21 protein-coding genes and 1 tRNA gene are annotated in these 21,789 nt (G+C 64.5%); 10 read left to right on the top strand and 12 right to left on the bottom strand.

The genetic code is table 11. The annotated features are described in order from the left end of the window. Window positions 1-117: 117 nt before the first annotated feature. The 4 genes from Q9R20_RS11100 (at window position 118) to pstB (ending at window position 4,299) form a co-directional block, all read left to right on the top strand. Window positions 118-1,245, top strand: a complete 1,128-nt coding sequence (locus Q9R20_RS11100) for a phosphate ABC transporter substrate-binding protein PstS (RefSeq protein WP_311249396.1) — start codon at window positions 118-120, stop codon at window positions 1,243-1,245. A gap of 157 nt (window positions 1,246-1,402) precedes the next feature. Then, complete coding sequence (gene pstC / locus Q9R20_RS11095) at window positions 1,403-2,422, top strand: phosphate ABC transporter permease subunit PstC (RefSeq protein ID WP_311249395.1); 1,020 nt, start codon at window positions 1,403-1,405, stop codon at window positions 2,420-2,422. Continuing rightward, the gene (gene pstA / locus Q9R20_RS11090; protein WP_311249394.1) at window positions 2,419-3,501 is read left to right on the top strand and encodes a phosphate ABC transporter permease PstA; all 1,083 of its coding nucleotides are present in this window, start codon (window positions 2,419-2,421) and stop codon (window positions 3,499-3,501) included. Before pstC ends, pstA begins: the two co-directional genes overlap by 4 nt. Window positions 3,502-3,519: 18 nt before the next feature. Beyond that, window positions 3,520-4,299, top strand: coding sequence for a phosphate ABC transporter ATP-binding protein PstB (pstB, locus tag Q9R20_RS11085; RefSeq protein ID WP_311249393.1), 780 nt, complete (start codon window positions 3,520-3,522; stop codon window positions 4,297-4,299). 89 nt (window positions 4,300-4,388) lie between these two features. On the opposite strand, the gene Q9R20_RS11080 is transcribed toward pstB, so the two are convergent. The 4 genes from Q9R20_RS11080 to sigK all read right to left on the bottom strand — a co-directional run bounded on the left by Q9R20_RS11080 (window position 4,389) and on the right by sigK (window position 7,547). After that, window positions 4,389-5,273 carry an aminodeoxychorismate lyase gene (locus Q9R20_RS11080; RefSeq protein ID WP_311249392.1) on the bottom strand — a complete coding sequence of 295 codons (885 nt, stop codon included), beginning with the start codon at window positions 5,271-5,273 and terminating at the stop codon, window positions 4,389-4,391. Window positions 5,274-5,471: 198 nt separating this feature from the next. Further along, window positions 5,472-6,110, bottom strand: coding sequence for a DNA-directed RNA polymerase subunit beta (locus tag Q9R20_RS11075; protein WP_311249391.1), 639 nt, complete (start codon window positions 6,108-6,110; stop codon window positions 5,472-5,474). A 49-nt stretch (window positions 6,111-6,159) separates the two neighbouring features. Further along, a complete protein-coding gene (locus tag Q9R20_RS11070) occupies window positions 6,160-6,960 on the bottom strand; it encodes an anti-sigma factor (protein ID WP_311249390.1) in 801 nt (266 codons plus the stop codon). Continuing rightward, window positions 6,957-7,547: an ECF RNA polymerase sigma factor SigK gene (sigK, locus tag Q9R20_RS11065; RefSeq protein WP_311249389.1), complete on the bottom strand. Its 591-nt coding sequence runs from the start codon at window positions 7,545-7,547 to the stop codon at window positions 6,957-6,959. Before sigK ends, Q9R20_RS11070 begins: the two co-directional genes overlap by 4 nt. A gap of 336 nt (window positions 7,548-7,883) precedes the next feature. Here sigK and Q9R20_RS11060 point away from each other — a divergent pair, with 336 nt between their 5' ends. The 5 genes from Q9R20_RS11060 (at window position 7,884) to Q9R20_RS11040 (ending at window position 11,923) form a co-directional block, all read left to right on the top strand. Further along, window positions 7,884-8,555, top strand: coding sequence for a fasciclin domain-containing protein (locus Q9R20_RS11060; protein ID WP_311249388.1), 672 nt, complete (start codon window positions 7,884-7,886; stop codon window positions 8,553-8,555). Between the two features lie 154 nt (window positions 8,556-8,709). Beyond that, a tRNA-Lys gene (locus tag Q9R20_RS11055) sits at window positions 8,710-8,785 on the top strand. A 262-nt stretch (window positions 8,786-9,047) separates the two neighbouring features. Then, window positions 9,048-10,207 (top strand): IS3 family transposase gene (locus Q9R20_RS11050; protein WP_396653680.1). Its coding sequence is split into 2 segments (ribosomal slippage): window positions 9,048-9,336 and window positions 9,336-10,207, totalling 1,161 coding nucleotides; the frame shifts between segments, so codons are not numbered across the junction. Window positions 10,208-10,245: 38 nt separating this feature from the next. Continuing rightward, entirely contained in the window at window positions 10,246-10,878 is a 633-nt protein-coding gene (locus Q9R20_RS11045) for an ADP-ribosylglycohydrolase family protein (RefSeq protein ID WP_311249387.1), read from the top strand. Further along, window positions 10,805-11,923, top strand: coding sequence for a hypothetical protein (locus Q9R20_RS11040; RefSeq protein WP_311249386.1), 1,119 nt, complete (start codon window positions 10,805-10,807; stop codon window positions 11,921-11,923). Before Q9R20_RS11045 ends, Q9R20_RS11040 begins: the two co-directional genes overlap by 74 nt. A gap of 79 nt (window positions 11,924-12,002) precedes the next feature. Here the strand turns inward: Q9R20_RS11040 and Q9R20_RS11035 are convergent, their stop codons facing one another. The 4 genes from Q9R20_RS11035 to Q9R20_RS11020 form a co-directional block, all read right to left on the bottom strand. Further along, window positions 12,003-12,863 (bottom strand): hypothetical protein, encoded by an 861-nt coding sequence (locus Q9R20_RS11035; RefSeq protein WP_311249385.1) that lies wholly within the window; start codon window positions 12,861-12,863, stop codon window positions 12,003-12,005. A 1,263-nt stretch (window positions 12,864-14,126) separates the two neighbouring features. Then, window positions 14,127-14,696: a hypothetical protein gene (locus Q9R20_RS11030; RefSeq protein WP_311249384.1), complete on the bottom strand. Its 570-nt coding sequence runs from the start codon at window positions 14,694-14,696 to the stop codon at window positions 14,127-14,129. Window positions 14,697-15,027: 331 nt separating this feature from the next. Beyond that, window positions 15,028-15,471, bottom strand: a complete 444-nt coding sequence (locus Q9R20_RS11025; RefSeq protein WP_311249383.1) for a helix-turn-helix domain-containing protein — start codon at window positions 15,469-15,471, stop codon at window positions 15,028-15,030. Between the two features lie 359 nt (window positions 15,472-15,830). Then, window positions 15,831-17,567, bottom strand: coding sequence for a DUF6119 family protein (locus Q9R20_RS11020; RefSeq protein WP_311249382.1), 1,737 nt, complete (start codon window positions 17,565-17,567; stop codon window positions 15,831-15,833). A gap of 556 nt (window positions 17,568-18,123) precedes the next feature. On the opposite strand from Q9R20_RS11020, the gene Q9R20_RS11015 reads away from it, so the two are divergent. Further along, window positions 18,124-18,411, top strand: a complete 288-nt coding sequence (locus Q9R20_RS11015; protein WP_311249381.1) for a hypothetical protein — start codon at window positions 18,124-18,126, stop codon at window positions 18,409-18,411. 1 nt (window position 18,412) lies between these two features. On the opposite strand, the gene Q9R20_RS11010 is transcribed toward Q9R20_RS11015, so the two are convergent. From Q9R20_RS11010 to Q9R20_RS10995, 4 genes are all read right to left on the bottom strand, one after another. Beyond that, entirely contained in the window at window positions 18,413-18,856 is a 444-nt protein-coding gene (locus Q9R20_RS11010; RefSeq protein WP_311249380.1) for a helix-turn-helix domain-containing protein, read from the bottom strand. Window positions 18,857-19,045: 189 nt separating this feature from the next. Then, the gene (locus tag Q9R20_RS11005) at window positions 19,046-20,137 is read right to left on the bottom strand and encodes a hypothetical protein (RefSeq protein ID WP_311249379.1); all 1,092 of its coding nucleotides are present in this window, start codon (window positions 20,135-20,137) and stop codon (window positions 19,046-19,048) included. Continuing rightward, window positions 20,134-20,739: an ATP-binding cassette domain-containing protein gene (locus Q9R20_RS11000; protein ID WP_311249378.1), complete on the bottom strand. Its 606-nt coding sequence runs from the start codon at window positions 20,737-20,739 to the stop codon at window positions 20,134-20,136. Before Q9R20_RS11000 ends, Q9R20_RS11005 begins: the two co-directional genes overlap by 4 nt. Beyond that, window positions 20,730-21,773 (bottom strand): hypothetical protein, encoded by a 1,044-nt coding sequence (locus Q9R20_RS10995; RefSeq protein ID WP_311249377.1) that lies wholly within the window; start codon window positions 21,771-21,773, stop codon window positions 20,730-20,732. Before Q9R20_RS10995 ends, Q9R20_RS11000 begins: the two co-directional genes overlap by 10 nt. Between the last annotated feature and the right edge of the window lie 16 nt (window positions 21,774-21,789).

The following is a 21,789-nucleotide window of genomic DNA, read 5'->3' as shown; positions in this document are numbered from 1 at the left end:
CCGCCCCGGTTCACCTTCCGTTCACCCGTGCAACGCAGACTCTTAAGAGTCGATGTTTAGCGTTCCGGTCGAGCCCTGCACCGGGTTCCGTCCCCAAACATGCGAAGGATTCACATCGTGAAGCTCTCCCGACTCGCCCAGCTGGGCACCTTGGCCGCCGTGGCCTCCCTGACTCTCGCCGGCTGCGCCGGCCCCTCGGGCTCCGGCGACGCCGCGGGTTCGTCCTCGTCGCCCTCGTCGTCCGACGTGGCGTTCGCGATCGACCCCAACCTGTCGGGCACGATCACCGCCGGCGGCTCCAGCGCCCAGTCCAACGCGCAGGCCGCGTGGACCAGCGCCTACAACGCTCAGGCCAAGGGCGTCACGATCAACTACGACAAGTCGCAGGGCTCCGGCGGCGGTGTCACCAACTTCCTCAGCGGCGCGTACGACTTCGCCGGCTCCGACGCCCCCCTGAACGCCGACCAGACCACGCAGTCGGCCGCGCTGTGCACCGAGGGCGGCGTCAACATCCCCGTCTACCTCGACGGTGTCGCCATCATCTTCAACATCCCCGGCGTGACCGAGCTGAAGCTCTCGGGCGAGACCATCGCGAAGATATTCGCGCTGCAGATCACCGACTGGTCCGACCCGGCCATCACCGCCGACAACGGCACCGAGCTGCCCGCCGGCGCCATCACCACCGTCGCGCGTTCGGACGGCTCGGGCACCACCCAGAACCTCACCAACTACCTCGCTGCGACCCAGTCGTCGGTGTGGACCGCCCCCGCGGGCAAGGACTGGCCCATCGAGGGCAACGTCTCGAAGCAGAAGGGCGGCTCGGGCGTCGTCGAGGCCGTCAAGGCCGGCTCCGGCACGATCGGCTACGCCGACCACTCCGCCATCGGCGACCTCAACGCCGCCGCGATCGTGACCGACGGCACCGCCGTCCCCTACAGCGCCGAGGCCGTCACCGCGACGTTCGAGGCCGCCGCGGTCGACGCCAGCAACGGCGTCGCGGGCGACCTGTCGAAGAAGTTCGACTACTCGAAGCTGACCGCCGAGTCCTACCCGATCCCGCTGGTGTCGTACGCGATCACCTGCTCGACGTTCAAGGACGCGGCCCAGGCGGAGCTCGTGAAGTCGTACCTCGGCTTCGTCACCAGCACCCTCGGCCAGCAGGTCGCGGCGAAGAACGCCGGTTCGGCCCCGCTGCCGGACTCGGTGCTCGAGGCCGCCGCCGAGACCCTCTCGGCCATCAAGTAAACATCTCTTCGGACTCGACGCGACCCGCACGCACCGTGCGGGTCGCGTCGGGCTGATCGGAACGGTCGACCACCGTCGAACGCTCCGCTGAGCCGAATTCCTCAGAGAACACCCGATCGAGGAGCATCCATGACACGTGCCGAGCGCGAGGTCCCCCGTGACTGACACCGTCGCTGACACCGAGACCGCCCCGTCGTCTCCGCCCCCCGCCCGCACGAGCATCGTCGGGAAGCGTCGCGTCGGCGACAGCGTCTTCCTCGGTCTGTCGACCACCGCCGCCGTGTCGATCATGATCATCCTCGCCGGCGTCGCCATCTTCCTGATCCTGCGGGGCCTGCCGGCCATCACGGCGAACTGGAGCGAGGGCGACCTCGCCGGCTACCAGAACGGCAACTGGTCGAGCTTCTGGGAGTACGTCGGTCCGCTGCTGTTCGGCAGCATCTGGGCGGCGCTCATCGCCATGGTGATCGGCACGCCGATCGCCATCGGCATCGCGCTGTTCATCTCGCACTACGCCCCGCGCCGCATCGCCGGAGCGCTCGGCTACATCGTCGACCTGCTGGCCGCGGTCCCCTCGATCGTCTTCGGCCTGTGGGGCATCATCGTGATGCGCCCGCTGCTGCTGCCGGTGAGCCAGTTCCTCAACGACTACCTCGGCTGGATCCCGCTCTTCCAGGGCCCCGTCTCCACGACCGGATCGACGATGTTCACCGGTGGCGTCGTGCTCGCCGTCATGATCCTCCCGATCGTCACGTCGATCACCCGCGAGATCTTCCTGCAGACGCCCCGTCTGCACGAGGAGGCCGCGCTGGCGCTCGGAGCGACCCGCTGGGAGATGATCCGCCTCGCGGTGTTCCCCTACGCCCGCAGCGGCATGGTCTCGGCCACGCTGCTAGGGCTCGGTCGCGCGCTCGGCGAGACGATGGCCATCGCGCTCATCCTCTCCCCCAGCCTCATCTACTCGGTGCTCCTGCTCACCGACGGGTACAACTCGCAGACGATCGCGGCCAACATCGCGCTGAACTTCCCCATCGCCACCGATCTGCAGCGCTCGGCGCTGATCGGCACCGGCCTGATGCTGTTCGTCGTGTCGCTCGCGGTGAACATGTTCGCCCGCTACATCATCGGCGCGACCGGACCGGGCGCCAAGGGCCGCAAGAAGGGCAAGCGCTCATGACCGTCACCGCACCCTCCGCGCCCCTCGCGCTGACCAGCGGCCAGCTCCCCCGCTACATCGAGCCGATGCTGCTCGCCGGGGTCGCGGTGGTCGTCGCCGGCGTCCAGCTGCTGATGGGCGACTTCAACCTCGCCGTGTGGCTGATCCTGACCGCCGTGCTCTACCTGATCGCCGTCGGCGTGGGCTCGTCGATCGTCGAGAACCGCCGCAAGGCCGTCGACCGCGTCGTCCGGGGACTGGTCACGGTGGCTTTCCTGCTCGCGGTCGCGCCGTTGATCTCGACCCTGTGGACCGTGGTGTCCAAGGGGCTCGAGGTCGTCAACTGGCAATTCATCACGCAGGTCGGCGGCACCGCCTTCGACCCGAACACGCTCGAGGTCGTCGCGACCGCCGGCGCGTGGCAGGCGATCACCGGAACGCTCATCATCACGGGCATCGCCGCGCTGATCTCGGTGCCGATCGGCATCCTCGCCGCGGTCTACCTGGTCGAGTACGCGCAGCCGAACAACCCGCTGCGCCGGGCGATCACGTTCCTCGTCGACGTCATGACGGGCATCCCCTCGATCGTCGCCGGTCTGTTCGCGTTCTCGCTGTTCAGCCTCATCGTCGGACCGAAGGCGTTCAGCGGGTTCTCGGCATCCATCGCCCTGTGCGTGCTGATGATCCCCATCGTCATCCGCTCCACGGAGGAGATGCTGCGTCTGGTCCCCGCCGACCTGCGCGAGGCGTCCCTGGCGCTGGGCGTGCCCCGCTCGGCCACGATCATCAAGGTCGTGCTGCGGACGGCCGCCTCGGGCATCATCACCGGTGTCGTGCTGGCCGTGGCCCGCGTCGTGGGCGAGACCGCGCCGATCTTCATCGCCGCGAGCTTCACCGACAACTTCAACGCCAACCCGTTCGAGGGTCCGATGCAGACCCTGCCCGTCATGGCGTACACCGCGTACAGCTTCCCGGGTCAGGACATCGACGCCTCCCAGGCCCAAGCCTGGGGAGCCGCGTTCCTGCTCGTCGTCCTCGTCGTCATCTTCAACCTGATCGCCCGTATCGTGGCGGCGGTGTTCGCGCCCAAGGCGCGCTGAGCCCAGAAAGGCACTCTCGTGTCCAAGAGCATCGAGGTCCAGGACCTCAACGTCTACTACAGCGACTTCCTCGCGGTCGAGGGCGTCTCGATCGACATCGAGCCCCGCTCCGTCACCGCGTTCATCGGCCCCTCCGGCTGCGGCAAGTCCACCTTCCTGCGCACGCTGAACCGCATGCACGAGGTCATCCCCGGCGGTCACGTGAAGGGCCGCGTGCTCATCGACGGCGACGACCTGTACGGCCCCGGTGTCGACCCGGTGCTCGTGCGCCGCCACGTCGGCATGGTGTTCCAGCGCCCGAACCCCTTTCCGACGATGTCGATCCGCGAGAACGTCCTCGCCGGCGCGCGCCTGAACAACAAGCGCCTGTCCAAGGGCGACGCCGACGCGCTCGTCGAGAAATCGCTGCAGGGCGCGAACCTCTGGAACGAGGTCAAGGACCGCCTCGACAAGCCCGGCGGCGGCCTCTCGGGCGGTCAGCAGCAGCGACTGTGCATCGCGCGCGCGATCGCGGTCTCCCCCGACGTGCTGCTGATGGACGAGCCCTGCTCCGCGCTCGACCCGATCTCGACCTTCGCGATCGAGGAGCTCATCTCGGAGTTGAAGAACGAGTACACGATCGTCATCGTGACGCACAACATGCAGCAGGCGTCGCGCGTGAGCGACAAGACGGCGTTCTTCAACATCGCCGGCACCGGCAAACCCGGCAAGCTCATCGAGTACAACGACACCGCCACGATCTTCACGGCCCCCACCGTGCAGGCCACCGAGGACTACGTCTCCGGCCGCTTCGGATAAGCCGCCCACCCGAAGGCCCCGCTCCGGCGGGGCCTTCGTCGTTCCCGGATGCCGGCGGCACACCGTCCGAACGTGCGAGACGCCCCGGATCAGTCGCGCGGGCTCAGCAGATACGCGTTGAGGTCGTCCGTCAGCGCGTGATCGACCGCCAGGTCGTCGCCGTCGATCACCGACACGGGCGCGGCCAGACGCACGCTCGACAGCAGCCACGCGGCATCCGCGCGACCGAGATCGGCCACCGGTACGGTCTCATAGCCCGTCTCGAAGCCGCGCCTCGCGAGGTGCTCGAACACACTCTGCTGGGTCGTCCCGTGCAGGATGCCGGCGTGCGGCGCCGGAGTGACGAAACGGTCGCCGAACCGCAGGAGGACGGATGCCGTGGGCGCCTCCAGGACGAAACCGTCGCTCGAGACGAACACGGCGTCGTCGGCGCCGCGGCGCTGCGCCTCGCGGATCGCGGCCATGTTGACGGCGTACGACAGCGTCTTCGCGCCGAGCAGGAGCCACGGCGCCCGAGCGGGGACGTCGAGGGCGTAGCCGCGGTCGAGCGTCACGACGCGCACGCCGTCCCGACGCGCGCGGGCGTTGTCGGGGGCGGTCGCGAGGGTGACCCACGCCGTCGGCGCGGGACCGCCCTCGACGCCGCGGCTGTACAGGAGCTTCACGACGGACTCCCCCGGCCCGGCCTCGGCCGCGACGCGGGCGATCGCGGCCCGCCACTGCGCCAGGTGCGGAACGGGCAGGTCGCACAACTCGGCGGACCGGGCGAGCCGCGCGAGATGAGGCTCGACCTCCTGCACGTGTCCGTCGACGACACCGAGCGATTCGAAGACGCCGTCGCCGCGCTGCGCGCTGAGCTCGCCCACCACGAGGGCCGGCGCGGCCGGGTCGATCACGCGAAACGACCCCTCGAAATCTGTGCGTGGATCGTCGGATGCCGCGGGGTCGATCACGAGAGCGAAACGCCAAGCCATGAAGCGAGCCTACGCGCCCTTGCCGACACGCCCGGGGCGTGTCAACGGGGCCGACCGAGGGAATGTCCTGCGGGCTCGCTTGTTACACTTCTACAGCCGGGCCGCAGTAACCCCGGGCTCCATCTTCTGCCGCTATGAGCGGCCTTGCGCCGAGAGGCGTTCTGCGGTCCGGCACTTCTCTTCTCCGCCCCGCGTAGGTCAGGTCAGCGCGTCTCGACGCCACAGGACAGCGGATGCCGCGAGGTCGTCCGCGTAGGTGGCCAGACGCAGGGCGCGGGTGGTGAGCGCGGACGCCCGCTCCGACTCGGTGTTCTCGTAGTCGTCGGCCAGGTGCGTCGATCCGGCGGCCTGCACGCGACAGAACGCGGCTGCGCGTTCCAGCGCGACGGCGAAGTCGCCCTCGAAGAGGCCGCGCAGGATCGTGTCGATCAGCTGCACGAGCTCCTCCGGTCCCGCAGGCGCGGGGGCGCCCGCGACGACCGCGTCGACGGTGCTCATCTCGACACGGCCGCGTTCGTACAGCAGGGCGGCCGTGGCGGAGTCGTCGTGGATCATCAACTGCAGCAGGTAGAGCCGCCACAGCGAGCCCGGCAGGGATCGAGCGGGCGAACGCGACCACAACTCCGCGATGTCGTCGATGCCGTGATCGTCGGTGAACGCCACCAGCCGCTCCACGACCCCGGCGCTCGGGTCCGCGCGAACGCGCGAGAGCAGCGCGTGAGCGGTGCTGTGCGCGACGCGCGACACCTCTGCCGGGTCGTCGGCCGAGAACAACCGGTCGAAGAGTTCGGCGGGACGCCGGACCGGCTTGTGGAACTCGCGAGGAGAATCGCTCATCGTTCCAGGCTAGGCCGTGCGCCCGCACGAGCGGGCCGCACTCCCCGGCTCAGGCGGTGGCGACGGCGACGATCGGGGCGGTGCTGGGCGTACCGTCGGGCGAGCCGCCGTCGGGTTCGACGGTGACGGCGATGATGTCGCCGACGTGCATCTCGCCGACGAGCTCCGCTGTCGCGTTCCCGTCGGGACCCGGCTTGAAGGTGCCGGCCGCGATCGGCGTCTCGTCCCGGACGAACCAGAGCTCGTACGTGGTCCCGTCGGCAAGCTCGGGCATCCCGTCGGCGACGAGGACGCTGCGTCCCGTCGAGGGCGACCAGTGCGCGGTCGCGACGGTGCCGTCGGCCATCGTCGCGGAGGCCTGCTGGGCGTCGGGAGCCTTCTCGATCTCCTGCAGCGCGACGACGGCGGCCGGGGGCGTGAACAGCTGGCTGGCGGTCACCGCACCGAATCCGAGGACGAGCACCGCGGCGAAGGAGGCGGCGAGAGCGAACCAGCGCTTCGCCCCCCATCCTGATGCCGCAGACGCACGGGTCGACGCGACCTCGCGCTCCGGCTCGATCGGAGCGGGGCCCGCGGCGGCGTAGTCCTCGTCGTCGTGTCCGCCGCCAGCGCGGGAATCCGTCTTCGGAAGGTCGGAGATGCGCGCCAGCAGCGACGCACGGATCGACGGGGGCGGTTCGACGGGTTCGACGGAGGCGCTGATCGCCGAAGCGGTGTCAGCGGCATCCCGCACGTGGTGGTCCCAATGCGGATTACCCGCCAGAGCCTCCTGGTACGCGCGTTCATCTGCCTCGGATAGCGCGTTGAGCGCATGTCCGACGGCGAGGTCGGCGAAATCCCTCTCGTTCACTTGTCCACCCCCATTTCCATCCTCAAACGCGACAGTCCGTCGCGCATCCTGGTCTTGACCGTACCGAGCGGCGCTCCGACGAGGGTAGCGATCTCACTTTGGCTGTACCCCCCGAAATAGGCCAGCGTGAGCGCTTCCTTCTGAGCGTCGGGAAGCGTCGCCAGTGCATCGACGACGCGCCGCCCTTCCATCTTGAGCTCTACTTTTTCGGAGACGTCGTCATAGGCGACGTCCATATCGCGGAATCCCGCGCGCACATCCCGATCCACGCTCGACTGCGACGACCGCACGCGGTCCACCGCTCGTCGGTGCGCGATCGTGAGAACCCACGATCTTCCCTGACCTCTGTTCGGAGTGAAGCGCTCAGCGGATTGCCAGATCTCAAGAAAGACCTCTTGGAGCACTTCCTCGCTCTGCGAGCGGTCGACGAGCACCCGCAGGATCAATCCGAACGCCCGCGCGGACAGCGTGTCGTAGAGCTCGGCGAAGGCGGCGCGGTCACCGCCGGCGACGCGCTGGAGCAGAGCACCCACGTGATCCACGTTCTCCGTCCCGTCGTCGGGGAGGTCGAAGCCGTCGATCACCATGGCATCCATCATTCCCTACGTCCGCCGCGCGTCCTCGCGTGCGCGCGCGAAGAAAGGCGAGAGCGCAAGCAAACCGTTATCTCCGGCCCCGCCGACCGCTCGCAACCGTGGTGATCCAACGGATCGAAAAATATTCGCAAGAATATTTAGGCCCCGCTGATCTGGGTTTTTTCACTGACCGGATGCCACCTGAGCCCCCGATCCGCAATATTTCGCAATCCGATACCGAGGGGGTCCCGAAGACCCTGTGTAAGCCGCTCCACGGCGAACCGCCCCTCGCACCGGGGTGTCCCTGACGGGTCGCAGCCGCGATCCGAACGATTTCGGAGGAATGTCATGCTCACCAACAAGAAGCCTGTCGTCGCCGGTCTCGCCCTCGTTCTGGGTTCGGCCTTCGCTCTCACCGCATGTTCGGGTGGCTCGACCGCCGGCGGTTCGACCGAGGAGACCACCGCTCCCTCGATGGCTGCGTCGCCGTCGATGTCGGCCTCGTCCGGCACCATGGACCCCGCCGCCAACCTCGTGGGCCCCGGTTGCGCCGACTACGCCGCCGCCGTCCCCTCGGGTGCCGGTTCGGTCGAGGGCATGGCCGCTGACCCGGTCGCCGTCGCCGCCTCGAACAACCCGCTGCTCACCACGCTCACCGCGGCGGTCAGCGGCCAGCTGAACCCCAACGTGAACCTGGTCGACACGCTGAACGGTGGCGAGTTCACCGTCTTCGCTCCGGTCGACGACGCGTTCGCCAAGATCGACTCGGCCACCATCGACACGCTGAAGACCGACACCGACCTTCTGACCAAGATCCTCACGTACCACGTGGTCCCCGGCCAGATCGCTCCGGACGAGATCGACGGCACCCACACCACGGTCGAGGGCCAGGACGTCACGGTCGCCGGCTCGGGCGACTCGATCACCGTCAACGGTTCCTCGAACGTCATCTGCGGTGGCGTCCAGACCGCCAACGCCACGGTGTACCTCATCGACTCGGTGCTGATGCCCCCGATGTAAGTCCTCGGTGCGTGAACTCCACGCAACCGATCGGTCGATGATCGACCGAGAATGACGGCGAGCGCCGGACCCCAGGCGAGGGGGTCCGGCGCTCGCTCCTTTGTGCCACCATCTGCACGAACCGCTCCGCGCGGCCCGGTAGGCTGGTGGTCACGGGCCTCTAGCTCAGTCGGTAGAGCATCGGACTTTTAATCCGCGGGTCGTGGGTTCGAGCCCCACGGGGCCCACCATGTCGCGCTTACTAGAAAAATCGTCCAAAGCGATTTTTAGGATTTCGCGCGATCCATCCGACATTGAAGCACCCTCGTCATCAGCGGGGGTGCTTTGCTGTTGGAACGCGGCGTCGGCCTTCGGGAGCGCGTCGAATGGCGCGTTGAGTTCCGCTCCCGTCACCTCGTCAACTTCGACATAGATGCGGCGGAACAGGGGACTGCTGAGGGTTTGGGTGACTCCTGATCTGTGGTGATTCGTCACCGCTGGAAGGATGTCATCATGCCTAAGCCGTTCCCTAAGGAGTTCCGGGACGACGTCGTTGCGATCGCGCTCAAACGGGAGTCGTCGTTTGCTCAGATCGCGAACGACTTCGGGATCTCGGAGTCGTGCGTGCAGCGATGGGTGAAGATCGCCGAGGTCGACGGGGGCCGGCGGCCCGGTGCCAGCTCGAGCGAAGCGGCCGAGAACCGTGAGCTGCGCAAGCGCGTGAAGCTCCTCGAGCAGGAGGTCGAAGTTCTTCGCCGAGCGGCGGCGTATCTGTCGCAGGCAAACCTGTCCGGCCCAAAAGGCTCTACCCGCTCGTGAGCGAACTCGCCACCGACGGTGTCCCCGTCGCGGTGACGTGTCGGGTGCTGAAGTTCGCGAGACAGCCTTACTACCGGTGGCTGGAGGATCCTGTCTCGCGCCGGGACTGGGATGATGCGCACCCGATCAACGCGGCGATCGACGTGCATGCCGACGATCCCGCGTTCGGGTATCGGTTCATCGCCGACGAGCTCGCTGAGGCTGGCTTCATTGCATCGGAGAGGCGGGTGTGGCGGGGGTGTTCGGAGAACGAGATCTTCAGCGCGTTCGTCCGCAAGCGGCGCGGCAAGGGGCGCCTCGTCGGACCTCCCGTGCGCGACGATCTCGTCCGGCGCGAGTTCACCTCGGCCTGCCCGAACCGGCTCTGGCTCACTGACATCTCTGAGCATCCGACCGGTGAGGGCAAGGTCTATCTGTGCGCGGTGAAGGACGTTTGGTCGAACCGGATCGTCGGGTACTCGATCAACGAGTGGATGACCTCTGAGCTGGCCGTCTCCGCCTTGCGCATGGCGATCCAGCGGCGCAACCCGACCGGCACGACCGTTCACAGCGATAAGGGAAGCCAGTTTCGTTCACGGCGATTCCAGTCCGAACTCGATAGGAACGGGCTCGTCGGATCGATGGGTCGCGTCGGCGCTGCCGGTGACAACGCGGCCATGGAATCGTTCTTCGCACTGCTCCAGAAGAACGTGCTCAACAGCCGTCGCTGGGCGACCCGCGACGACCTCCGCCTCGCGATCGTGACCTGGATCGAACGGACCTACCACCGCCGACGCCGGCAGCGCGTCCTGGGCAAGTTGACGCCCGTCGAGTTCGAAGCCATCATGACCACACCAGCCGCGTCCGCGGCCTAACGAGAAGAGTCACCAAGACCCTCAGCAGTCCCGTTCCTGTGACCACACGGCTCGAACGCATTCGCTCTTCGATGATGTGGGGCGCATGGGCAGACGCCCTTGGATTCATCTCCGAGCTCACCACGGCAGAAAACCTGCGCCGCCGCACACAGGGACGGGACCTGGTCCGCCCGATGCCGTGGTCGAGGATCGTCGGCGGACGGATGGGGGTGCGCGTCGGCCTCCCGGAGGGCTGCTACTCCGACGACACACAACTGCGCCTATCGACATCCCGAGCCATCAGCAACCACGGCTTCGACGTCGAAACGTTCGCGCGAGTGGAACTCCCAGTCTGGCCCAGCTACGCACTCGGAGGGGGCCGCGCCAGCAAAGCTGCCGCCGCCGCCATGACTAAACAGCAAGCAAACTGGGCCAACAACTTCTTCGACGGGTGGGAAAACGCCGGCGGAAACGGCGCAGCCATGCGCATTCAACCGCACGTGTACGCTGCGTCGGAGCTCAGCTCCTTCGCGCACATTGACGACGTCATCCGCAACACCATCGTCACCCACGGCCACCCCCCGAGGAATCGTCGGCGCCGTCTTTCACGCGGTCACCTTGACGTTCACTCTCGACCGCGGAACCGTGCCGTGCCCTCGCAGCTTCGGGTCGCTATTAGCGGCGACCCGTGACGCGTTCGACGGCTTCCTTCGCCAGCCCGAACTCGCCGGATACTGGCTTCCCCAGTGGGAGCGCAAACCGCAGACCTCCTTCCAGCGCGCGTGGTTCGACACCGTCGACGAAGTCGGCGAGATCCTCTCCTCCGCGGCTCCAGCGTGGGCGCTCATGTATGCCGCCGGTGGGGACCGCGACCAAGCCATCCGCGGCTACGGCGAACTCGTGCGGATTCTGCGTCTAGACGACAAAACAGTGCGGGGAAGCGGAACGCTCACAGCAGCGACTGCACTTTTGCTGGCATCAGCGTTCCCTGACCATCCCGCGCAGTCCGCGCAAATAGCCGCCGCACACTTGCACACCGACACCGACACGATTGGCACCATGGCAGCCGCGATCGTCGGTGCCGCGGCCCCCCGCGACCTGTTCAGCCCTGTCCTTGATGCCGACTATCTCGCCAGCGAAGCCCACCGACTCCACGCCATCGCCATGGGGCGGCCCGTCGACGTCTTCCCCTACCCCGACCTGCTGCGCTGGGAACCACCGCGGTCTGCTATCGACGCTGTCGGACTCGATCATGAGGGACTCACCCTCGCCGGACTCAGCAGGCTGCGGATCACCAGAGAAGCCGCCGCGAACAAGGACGGAATCTGGGTATGGGCGCGGACATCGTTCGGGCAGTCCGTGCTCGTCAAACACCGTCTCCAGCCGCGCCCTCTGCCGCCCGGGAACGTCCCGCTCAGCCGACAAGACCGCGAGGCTTCGCGTGGCATTTCCCCTAGCGCCCGCGTCTCAGATACGTCCAGCTCCGCCCGACCCGCGACCGTCTCGACTCAACCCCGGCTGTTCGACGACCTCCTACTTGAGCCCGTGCAGACGGGCGACCCGTCCCCGGAAAGCGCTGCGCACACTGTCGAAGAATTACTAGAGCAGCTGGAGCGCACCGGCTATCGCAACGCCGATCTCGGCCAAGCGCTGCGCACCCTCGCCACCCGTCCCGACACGGACGCGATCAACCGCTTCGTCCTCGCGGTCACCGAACGTCTTCGAAGCCCCCGCTGACCGCGCGCGCCCCCGGCGGCGGGCCTCCGACATCGAAATCGATAGCGCCTGACTTCCTGGTCTCAAACCAGAAGGTCGTTCACGCGCCGCGAGAAGATCGCGGGAATGGCTCGCCGACGGGCCAGCCCGCCGGTAGGTCGAAGTGTTGGTCCGGGAGAACGGCGGGGTCGGTGTACTCCATGCCTTCAGACGCTGCGCGGGCGACTCGCCAGTTCGGCAGCGGCGCAATCGCTTGAGCAGCGTACGGGTGCAGCCAGAAGGTCGGCGCATACCGAGCGACGCGGCTGTAGTGCATGCTCCCAGCAAGGAGAAGGCCGGCCACATGCTCGTGAGCTGGTCGCCCGGGCCAGCCCCAGTAGCCCGGATCGGTGAGCACAGGCGTCGCCTCGGCATCGGGATCATCGATGTTGATTCGCCAGCCAACTCGACCATAGAGCGCCTGCTTTGTGTCCTCATCATCGTGGAAGCCACTGCCGATATTGATCGCGATCACGAGCGGGTGGTTCAGCTTCCCGTACTTGGAGCCTTTCTCAGACAGCGCCTCGCGGAGCGGAGTGATGTCATCGACAAACGAGGCGGCGTCCGGGATAAAGGCGCCCAGCGCGCGTCGGACAGGGGTCATCCGTGCGTTCACGGACCGTGGCATCGGACGAAAGAGGAGATGCCAGTCATGCCAGACCCACTCGAAGCGACGCTCTGGACGCTCGTCACTCAGCGAGAAATCGCCTGCGTCGGGGTCGAGCGTCGACAGCCACGTTTCGAGTGCCCGGCGGAGCTTTGACGTCGGCGGCGCCTGAGTGCCGACGCGAATCGACGTTACTGCGAGATGGAACGCACCGCTGTCCATGCCGTTCAACAAGTCGTAGACCGTCTGGAGCCTGGCTGTCGCACCGCGATCCTCTCCTTCGAACGTGCACCTCGCCTCGACGTAGTAGCTCACGCTGTCCTTCGAAACAAGGAAGTCTGGACGAGTTGCAACGCCTTCCACGGCTGGCTCGATGTCGATCGCCCAACCATCGCGTCTGTACATCTCGTATAGGTACAGCTCCCAAAAGGCCGATGTGAACACTCGGTCATCGGATGATCGCAACCGTGCAGCTAACGCAACACGATCGTCGGCAGGGTATTCGGCGAGCCACTCATCGATGAGCGCTCGACATTGATCCCAGACAGGCCCCGCCACACGACGAAGGAAGGCGTAGATGGACTCCGTGTGCCTAGACGGCGCCGTGTCCGTTCGTGCGTGCGTGCCGAAGACGGAGGTCGGGCGCGTCGTCGGTGAGGGATGATCCGAAGTCATGGTGCCCCTCACTATGCACGCACAGACCAGACTTCAGAAGACGCGGAAATCACAACAACCGGATTCAGTTCACGGTGCGGACAAGCACAAGATCAGCGCCGCAAATAACTCAGACTCGATTGTGCGTGGGCGGCATTGGGTTCTCGCGAAGCCCCGCGAACACTGCGTCCACGCTAGGCCGAGCTTGCGGCGAGGAGTACACGACCTGGGTGTGGTCTGACGCAGGGGACCCCGACCCCGAGCGACACCCAAGCCAGGAATCGATGAAGTCCTACGGGAACTTCTTGACTATCACGAGGTTTGCTGCCACTATCGACTTCCCGACCGCAATGAGTAGAGGAGCCACCTTGCAACGGAGACCATGATGCGCCGTTTGACTGATCCCGGGAGATTCCCGGTCGGTCGGCGTTGGAGTTTCCCGTGCAAGATCCGCTCAGCCTCCTCGGCGAGGTTCTCCCCCACACCCCTTGGTTGGCTGCGCTCTTCGTTCTGCGCTCCGTCCTCATCCACCTGCGTGCCCACCGGTTCGTCACTGACTGGATCGACCGCGCGCGGCTCGTTTCAACCATTCGTCGTCTGCGTGAGCACGGTGCGTCCGGCAAGGAGATACGCCGTGTCATCATCGCGGATCACGATGCGCGAGTAGGTCGGTCACCCTAGCAGCACCGGGCACGTAGGGTGGTACCCGAGGCGCTGGCGGACAACAAACCGTATCCGGGATGTGCGGTCGGACTAGGAACCGCGTAGGTGACGCGGCTTGTCGTGTTGGTCGGCATGAACCTGCTTGAAGTCCGGACTCACGTCGGGACGTGGCTTGGCAGGCTTCTCATCAGTCATTCGTCGGCCTTGAAGCTCACGCCCGACTCGTCACCATGGGTGAGCGGCTTGAAATCTTCGGCCACGTCAGGCCGAGACGACGGCTTCGGATTGGACTGGGGTTTCGATTCGTTCTTGGTCATGCTGGTCACTCCAAAGTGGACTTATGGCGTTAGCGGCGGCAACAAGTAGAGCGGTGAGGAGACTGAGCAGCAGAAGCTTGAACCCACGCTTGGTCCACTTCATCCGCAACTCGTTCTGATCGTCGCGAAGCTCAACCTCATGGGCTTTCACTTCGAGTAGGTAGTCATCCAGTTCCGCGACGGATTTGCTGGAGTCGACCCACCGGTTCACGATGCTTCGGGCGGAGGGCACGTCGAGCTTCCTAGGCCACAGGGCGACTGTCGAGACCACGACTGTCGCGATAGTCAGCCCAAAAGGGAGCAATCCGACGAGCCACGTATCGGTGGTGATGAGTTCGATCCCGGCTGCTGATGCGAGAACACCAGCGGCTACCACGATGAATGAAGCTTTTGTCTCAGTCTGTCGGGTGCGTTCGAGGGAGGCCGCGCGGAGCACCTCTAGGTCCGCGTTTAACAGCCGGATTCGAGCGGCGCGCTCCTTCGCCTCTCGACGCGAACCGCACCACCTACTCATGGGCCAAGAGTAAGTGCGGCCTCCGACACCGCGCGCGCGGCGCTCCGTGGCACCTTCCTGAACACGAGGCACTCCAGCACCGATCCGACATCACAGGCAAGGAGCCCTCGCTCCCTGCGAGGGCCGGCAAGAGCGTTTGTACGCCTTTTTACTGCTCTGACATCTCCTCGACCGGCCCTGTTCACGAAGCTCAAGGGAGTGGAGCAGGGCTACCAAGTACACGTCGAGGGTCTCGTGAGGCCCGGTGTCGACTTCGACAAGCTCTCACGCGCATTGCTCGCCTTCGCCGCGGACATGGTCGGGCGTGAGTGTGAGCGTAGTAGCCGACGACTCACCGGGCACCGCCGCGTGCCCGAAGCTGCACACCAGCACCTATGAGCTGCTTGCGTACGCATGCGTAGCTCACACCGAATGCCTCCGCGATATCTCCCATCGCGGACCCGAGCTCGTACCGATCCACGAGGTCCCGTACCTGCGCACTCGTCAGCCGGGAACCTTGCGGCCCACGAGATCTGATCGGCTCCCCCACCGCGACCAGCAACCGTTGCACCTTGTTCGGACTGAATCCATGCCGGCCGCCAATGGCCGCAAGCTTCTCCCCTGCTCGATATGACGCAACGACCACACCCTTGACCGCCGGAGCGACGGCGTCCGGATCCTCGCGCGATAGCTCGACACGCTTGACCAGGTTGTCGAGAGTTGTCCGATGGACGCCGAGCTTCGTGGCCAGATCCGCGATCGGCTCGCCCCGTTGGGAGCCCTCAACGAACGCCATCTTCTCGTTGTCAGTCAGCTGTCGCGCCTCCCGAGGCAGACTTCGCTGCGCATCCGGGCGCCGGCCACGTCCCGCAGCTGCCAACTTACGGAGGTGGGAAGCCCTTCCCGATTTATTCGAGTACCACTGAACGAGCCCCACCAAGAATGATTAACATTTACAATGACCACCCCTTTGACAGGGGTGGTTTTATGCTCAAGGCGACGGATCGGTACATTTCTGCGCAGGAACGAAATTTCATTCACCCCTGTTGGAAAATTTCGAGTCATCCATGAGGGGTGTCATCGGTGCATCAAGTTTGACAATCACTCACACCTGTAGGATGTACCGACGCCGTTGTACACGTTGCTACGCAGTTACTATTTGATCGGGATCCAGGTTACTTGCAGTTGAGCTTGACTATCAAGGCTGCTCAGCTGCCTGAATTGGGAATTAAGTGCGACAACCTCCATTCGAGCAACACTTGATTGGAATTTGTCGATCGAGGTTTTATCTACCCTGTCCGGCGTTCCATATGCAAGTACGTACGAGCGGGTTTTTTCGAAAAGGCGTAAGAAATTCGCTTGGCTCATCTTAGTTCTCCCTCTGCTAACGAGGTGGCTATGATGCTCTTTGAGTTTAACCCCGCCCGTTCGCAAATCGTTTTCTATGATTTGCGCTGAACTCACGATCTGAGAGCGGACATCCCTGACCTTCACATCGAATCCACGCTTGACGTGGACGATATACAGGTCCGTCTTATCCCAGACGAGGGAGTCGAACAGCTCTACGTTATCAGTTAGGACTCGATCACCATTGATAAAATTAGCAGAAGTAACGGAGTTCTTGTTGTATGTACCTTCTGAGTCAGCTTTCGCCCAGACGTTGAGACCTATGTTTGACGCTGGCAGGTCTAGAGTGTCGAAGAGGTGAAGGAAGTCCTTCTTTACCTCATCGATATAGCTCGCGTCGACCTCATACCACTTTCCGGCCAGGAGATAGTAGGTATTTGTCCCGCTCTGTATCTCACCGTGCAAGTGGTTGAGAAGTGTTCCTGTAGTTCCAAAACCAGGACCATAGTCGTCATTCGACGTCGAGATACGGACCGAATCGAAGTTCGCCACAACGTCTGAAGTGTTTACCTTCATCTTTGCGACGATCTCTCTTAGTTCTGGCCGCTCGCTCGTTTCCAGGAACTTCTCGCTACCCTGCGTCAGAGCATATGTAGTTGCGTTGTCGTACAGCGACGCTTCAGTGTGGGATACAGCTATATTCTCGAACTTCTTGTCGACGAAGATTCGAGTTGCTAAAGTGCGTCGCAGCTGCGCAATCAAATCGTTTTTCTTGCGTGGACTCAATACCTTGATGGCGTCGAGCCAACCCCATCCATCATCAGTAGGAAGTGGTCCCTCTGCCTTCTTTGCAAGCCACCGAATAAGAGCCACCATCTTCTCAGGCGTCTCGACTTTGGGTCCTAATTTGACAGCGCTTGTCACGTCTAAGCGCATCTTTGTCTTGACGTCGAATATCTGGACTAGCGCCTTCTCATCAAGGACCCCAGGCTGGAGTTGACCGCTCAAGGCAGTCCAGACAGTGTCAAGAGACTCGGTATAAGTGATTCGTCGCGCGTCACGGAATTGCATGTTACTAGCGAGAGTGCTACCGGTAATCTGACTCGCTTTTGCACCCTTTACCTCAGCCATTGCGATACGTCGCCCCACATCGATCGGGAAAGAAATATCGGTGAACCGTTCGAAGACCACTGCTGACTGACCCGCTGTGTACGCGTAAAGGTCGTCACCTAATTCGACAAAACACACCAGGTGCTGCATCTCGTTCTTAATACTCTTGAGCTTGATGCCTGACCCCTCGAAGAACGAGACCCATCCGCTAGTGTTTGGGCGAGCTTTGTCATTTCGATAGAGGTGTAGGGTTGCGCCATCGATCTTGGCGGTCCCCTCTAGCTTGTAAACGATCGCACCTTTTTCTTTGTTGTAAAGATCGACTAACGCTTTCGATAGTGCTGAAATCTTGACGTTGGCCCCCACGACGTCAAGAGCAGCATCTACGTCGATCTTGTAAATTGGTGCGGTTATACCTTGCTTCGATGCCATCATTGGCCCCCCGTGTTTAAGTGTCTCCAATTGTAACAGGATTGTTTGACAAACACCATCAGACATTTTACCGTAAGCGAAATGCTCTTGACGAGATGATGCAACGAGAGCATATTAGGCCGCACAACTAAAAGGAGGTAAAGAATGAACACAAAATTGATCAGCTACGACCTGAGCAAGACGGGTAAAGAATATGAGAGAGTGATTACTTACATCAAGTCACTTGGTTACTGGGCAAAGCCTCTAAAAAGTCAATTTCTCGTGAAGAGCGCCTTACGGACGCGCAGATTGTCGATGGATTGCTCGCAAACGGCGCCGATGCGGACGATCCGATCTTCGTCGTAGATGTAACGGGCCGTTCGGCCGCTTGGTCGCACATGCCCAAACTGTCGCGGATTGGATGAAAGAAAATCTGTAAGTCCAGATGCCACGTACAACCAACGGTGCTTATTTGAAGCGAAGGTCAACTCTGACTGACTCGTGGACGCGGCATGAATACGGCTGGTCTAATCTCAGTTTCGAAGACCAGTGCACCCGGCACGACTACTACCAACCCAGCATGGACCTCACGGAAGTTCAGGCCATCAGGTATCGCCAGGCGGTCACAGCGAAGTGGCCAAGCCTCCCGCAGCGTGCGGGCAAGGCGTTTGCGGAGTTCATCAAGGTGATTGAGCAGCTGGGCGCGACACCACCCCCACCGAAGAGGCCTGCCGGTCGGAGGCGCACCATTAAGTCATACGTCATCCGCGCCGAAGGACTCGTCCGGACAGACGTTGATTTCGACAAACTAGCCCGGGTCCTGCTCGCCGTTGCGCAGGACCAAGCAGAGAAGAATGACGCGGCCTAAATCACTGCACTCCCCCACGCGGCCGCATACTCACGCCCGCGTCGAGCAAGCGGCCTCGAGCCTGGGCGTAGCTCACACCAACCGACACTGCGATGTTCGCGATCGCTTCGCCCTGCTCGTACTGCAAGACCATTCGCTGAACCTGCTCGTGCGTGACCGCTGGCTTCTTCGGGCCGCGCGGGCGGATCGGTTCACCCATCGACACGAGCAGCCGCTGCACCTTGTTTGCGCTGAAGCCGAACCGTTCACCAATAGCCGCCAACGACTCCCCTACACGGTACCCATCTACGATCGCAGCCCGAACGGTTGTAGGCACCTCCTTGGGGTCAGCGCGGCTCAGCTCGAGACGAGGAACCAGCGTGTCGAGTGTTGTCCGGTGTACCATCAACCGCTTGGTGAGGACGGCAATCTGCTCTCCCCGCTTGTAGCCCTCGACGAACGCCATCTTCTCGTCGTCAGTCAGACGTCGAGCTTTGCGAAGTACAGGCCGACTGACAACTGCGACTCGGCTTGGCTCCAGACTTGCTAGCTGGCGGAGCCTCGCCACCCCTGTCGAATTATTCGAGTACCTCCGAACCAGCCCCACCCCTTCCTGTTTCTCGCACGCTGCCTCCGCGCGCAGCGGAGCGAAGCGTCACCTGTCCCGGAAGTAACGAAGCGCTCGCCGAGAACTGATCGACGCGATTCCTCCGAGTACCCCGCAGACGACGCCGATTCCGCCCGCCAGCAAGGCGACGACGGAGAACTCGAGGGCCGAGGGAAGCAGCCCGCCCGTCATCGCCACGGACGCCGCAAGGGTGAGAACGAGGGAGATGATCGAGGCCGCCGCGATCCACGCTCCCGACTCCATGAGGAGCATGACGCCCTGATCGGACGGCCGGATGCCGATCAGCCGCGCCGCCGCGAGTTCGAGTCTTCGCATGCGCACGGCGAGGAACCCCAACGAGACGCCGACGAGGACGAGCGCGCCCGGCAGGAATGCCGTCGCCCGATTCCGATACGAGGCCTCACCGTCGAAGGTGCGTCCGAGCGAGGAGTTCAGCTGCCCCACGGTGGGAGGCCCCTGCCCCGCGTCCTCGTCGACGACCACGGCCGAGCCGGCGATGGACTGGACGCGCGGCGACTCCGGCCACACCTCGACCCAGCACTGGTCGAAGGTTCCGGCATCGGGCACGGTCTCGACGACGGAGTATCCCAACAGAGGTCGACGGCCGTCCTCCGGGTACGGGAACGTATCGGCAATATCGACGGAGCGGTCCCCCAGCGCCAGCGACGTCCTGCCCGCACCGAGGGCGTCAGCCGCGGCATCGGACAGGAAGATCCCGTTCCGCTCGCGCGCGTCGGGGAGCAGGATGCCGATGAGGCCGGGAGTCGCTTCGAAAGTCGGCAGTTCGACGCCCGGGGTGACAGCGGGAGTGAGAGGAGCCGGATCAGCGCGGAGCGCGCCCGCACCGCGCACATTCGGGAGCGCTGCCAGGCTGGCGCACTGCTGCCCGTCGATGCGCCCCGCGGCATCGACGACGGTCACCGATGCCCCTGCGTCCTGATATCTCCGGGCCGACTCGAGAAGATCGACCGTCACGGCGACGTTCCACACCAGCAGACCGGAAAGCAGAACGCACCACACCATGCCGAGAAGGAGTGCCCGCGTGGTTCCCGTTTCGAGGTTGCGCCTCGCTTCGGAACGCAACGACCGCGCGGAGATCGCGGATCCGAGGTCGTTCACGGTTGGAAGGCGGCCAGGTCGACAACGTCGGTGCAGGAATCCCGCGTCCCGGCATCATGGGTCGCAATGACCACGATGCACCCCCGACCGGCCATCCTCCGAAGAAAATCGTTGACCGTGTGCGCGGTTCGCAGATCGAGCTGGGCCGTGGGCTCGTCGACGAACAACAGGTCGGGTGCCGCGGCGATCGCACGCGCGAGCATCAGTCGCTGGGCCTCGCCGCCGGATAAGTATCGGAACGCTTCGTCGGCGACCGCCTCCAGACCGAACTCCTCGAGGAGACTCATCGCCCCCTCCTCCGCTGCGGGCCGTTCGTGACCTCGAGCCAGGAACGGCAGGGCGACATGATCGAGCGCGGTCCTGCCCGCCACCCCGTGCGGGTTCTGGAACACCCAGTTGGCTGATGACGAGTCTGGACGTCGGACGCACCCGTGGGCGGGGTGGATATCGCCCGCCATCACGCCCAGCAGGGTGCTCTTCCCCGCCCCCGAGGGACCCACGACCGCGTAGCTGCGTCCCGGGATCAGCGTCAGGTCGATCCCCGCGAAGAGCCGCCGGCCGGACTCGTACTCGTGCCCGACGTCCTTGAGGATCAGGGACATGTCCGCCCCGCCCCCGGTGCGATCTCGACCTCGGAGGGCGGGTCGTCGTCGAACGTCATCAAGGTGTACCCCAACTGGCTGCTGACGATTGCGCCTGCGTAGGCGACGTCGCCGTCCCAGACGCATCCTCGATCGCCACTTGCTCCGACGATCGCCGACGGAGGTACTCGGACGGTCTCGATCGGGTCGACCAACTGCACTTCTCCCTTGAAGGCCACCGACTTCGGGTCTGCCACGAACGCCCGGAAAGAGGGCGTCGATGCGAGAGCCGGCCACGCCTGTCGATCCACGTTCCCCTGCTCATCGATGCCGGCCGGGACGCCGTCGACGGATACGACCCGCGGCCGGGCGGGGAGCGTCCGCGGCATGGTGCCCAGTCGGAGCGCGGAGATTCGAGGTGGCAGCTCGACCAGAGCATCGCCCGGTTGGAGCACGGCGCCCATGTGAGAGAGGCACGTCCCGCCCGTGACGGCGTCGCTCGGCAGCCACACCACGCTCGACGGCGCGATCGCGTCGACGAGGGGCGCATCGGGTACCGCCGCACGTCGCAGGCCGTTGAAGAAAGCGATCGTGCGAGGACCCATCACCCCGTCGATCACCCCCTCGAAACCGAGGAGCGCGAGCGACTCCTGAAGTTCGCGAACATCGGTGCCCTTCGCACCGACCTCGAGAGTGCGCCACAAGGGATGCGCCGTTGCCAGGTCGACGAGCGGGGTGCCGTCGATAGCGAATGTCGAACCGCCGTGCTCGATGACGGCATCCGGCGAGCAGGTGCTCGAGGTGAGCAGCCCGCCGGACGGGGAGGTCACCTTCGCGCTGGGCTCGAGGGTGATGCTCAGGTCGACCGTCCTCCGATCGGAGAACTCCTCCACGCTGACGCCGGAACGCTCGATGGCAACAGGACGCTCCAGTTCGGCGGGAAGGGCGATCCGCCCCACCGACCATCCGACGATCGCAGCACAGCACACCGACAGCAGGAGGGCGCTGCCGAGGATGATCGTCCGCTGGCGCCCTTCGCGGGAACGGCGTGTCATCTTGTCCTTCTCTGGT

It is taken from the genome of Microbacterium sp. PRF11, assembly GCF_031844085.1.
Taxonomy (GTDB): Bacteria; Actinomycetota; Actinomycetes; order Actinomycetales; family Microbacteriaceae; genus Microbacterium.
The sequence above is the reverse complement of the archived record's forward strand: the minus strand, read 5'-3'. Positions and strand labels throughout refer to the sequence as shown.

What these genes read in the sequence shown, in the direction of transcription:
- Q9R20_RS11080 (WP_311249392.1), bottom strand. Translation starts at nt 5,273, where the DNA reads ATGGCTTGGCGTTTCGCTCTCGTGATCGACCCCGCGGCATCCGACGAT.
- sigK (WP_311249389.1), bottom strand. Translation starts at nt 7,547, where the DNA reads ATGGTGATCGACGGCTTCGACCTCCCCGACGACGGGACGGAGAACGTG.
- Q9R20_RS11030 (WP_311249384.1), bottom strand. Translation starts at nt 14,696, where the DNA reads ATGAGTAGGTGGTGCGGTTCGCGTCGAGAGGCGAAGGAGCGCGCCGCT.
- Q9R20_RS11000 (WP_311249378.1), bottom strand. Translation starts at nt 20,739, where the DNA reads ATGTCCCTGATCCTCAAGGACGTCGGGCACGAGTACGAGTCCGGCCGG.
- Q9R20_RS11010 (WP_311249380.1), bottom strand. Translation starts at nt 18,856, where the DNA reads ATGGCGTTCGTCGAGGGCTACAAGCGGGGAGAGCAGATTGCCGTCCTC.
- Q9R20_RS10995 (WP_311249377.1), bottom strand. Translation starts at nt 21,773, where the DNA reads ATGACACGCCGTTCCCGCGAAGGGCGCCAGCGGACGATCATCCTCGGC.
- Q9R20_RS11015 (WP_311249381.1), top strand. Translation starts at nt 18,124, where the DNA reads ATGGACCTCACGGAAGTTCAGGCCATCAGGTATCGCCAGGCGGTCACA.
- Q9R20_RS11025 (WP_311249383.1), bottom strand. Translation starts at nt 15,471, where the DNA reads ATGGCGTTCGTTGAGGGCTCCCAACGGGGCGAGCCGATCGCGGATCTG.
- Q9R20_RS11060 (WP_311249388.1), top strand. Translation starts at nt 7,884, where the DNA reads ATGCTCACCAACAAGAAGCCTGTCGTCGCCGGTCTCGCCCTCGTTCTG.
- Q9R20_RS11020 (WP_311249382.1), bottom strand. Translation starts at nt 17,567, where the DNA reads ATGATGGCATCGAAGCAAGGTATAACCGCACCAATTTACAAGATCGAC.
- Q9R20_RS11075 (WP_311249391.1), bottom strand. Translation starts at nt 6,110, where the DNA reads ATGAGCGATTCTCCTCGCGAGTTCCACAAGCCGGTCCGGCGTCCCGCC.
- pstA (WP_311249394.1), top strand. Translation starts at nt 2,419, where the DNA reads ATGACCGTCACCGCACCCTCCGCGCCCCTCGCGCTGACCAGCGGCCAG.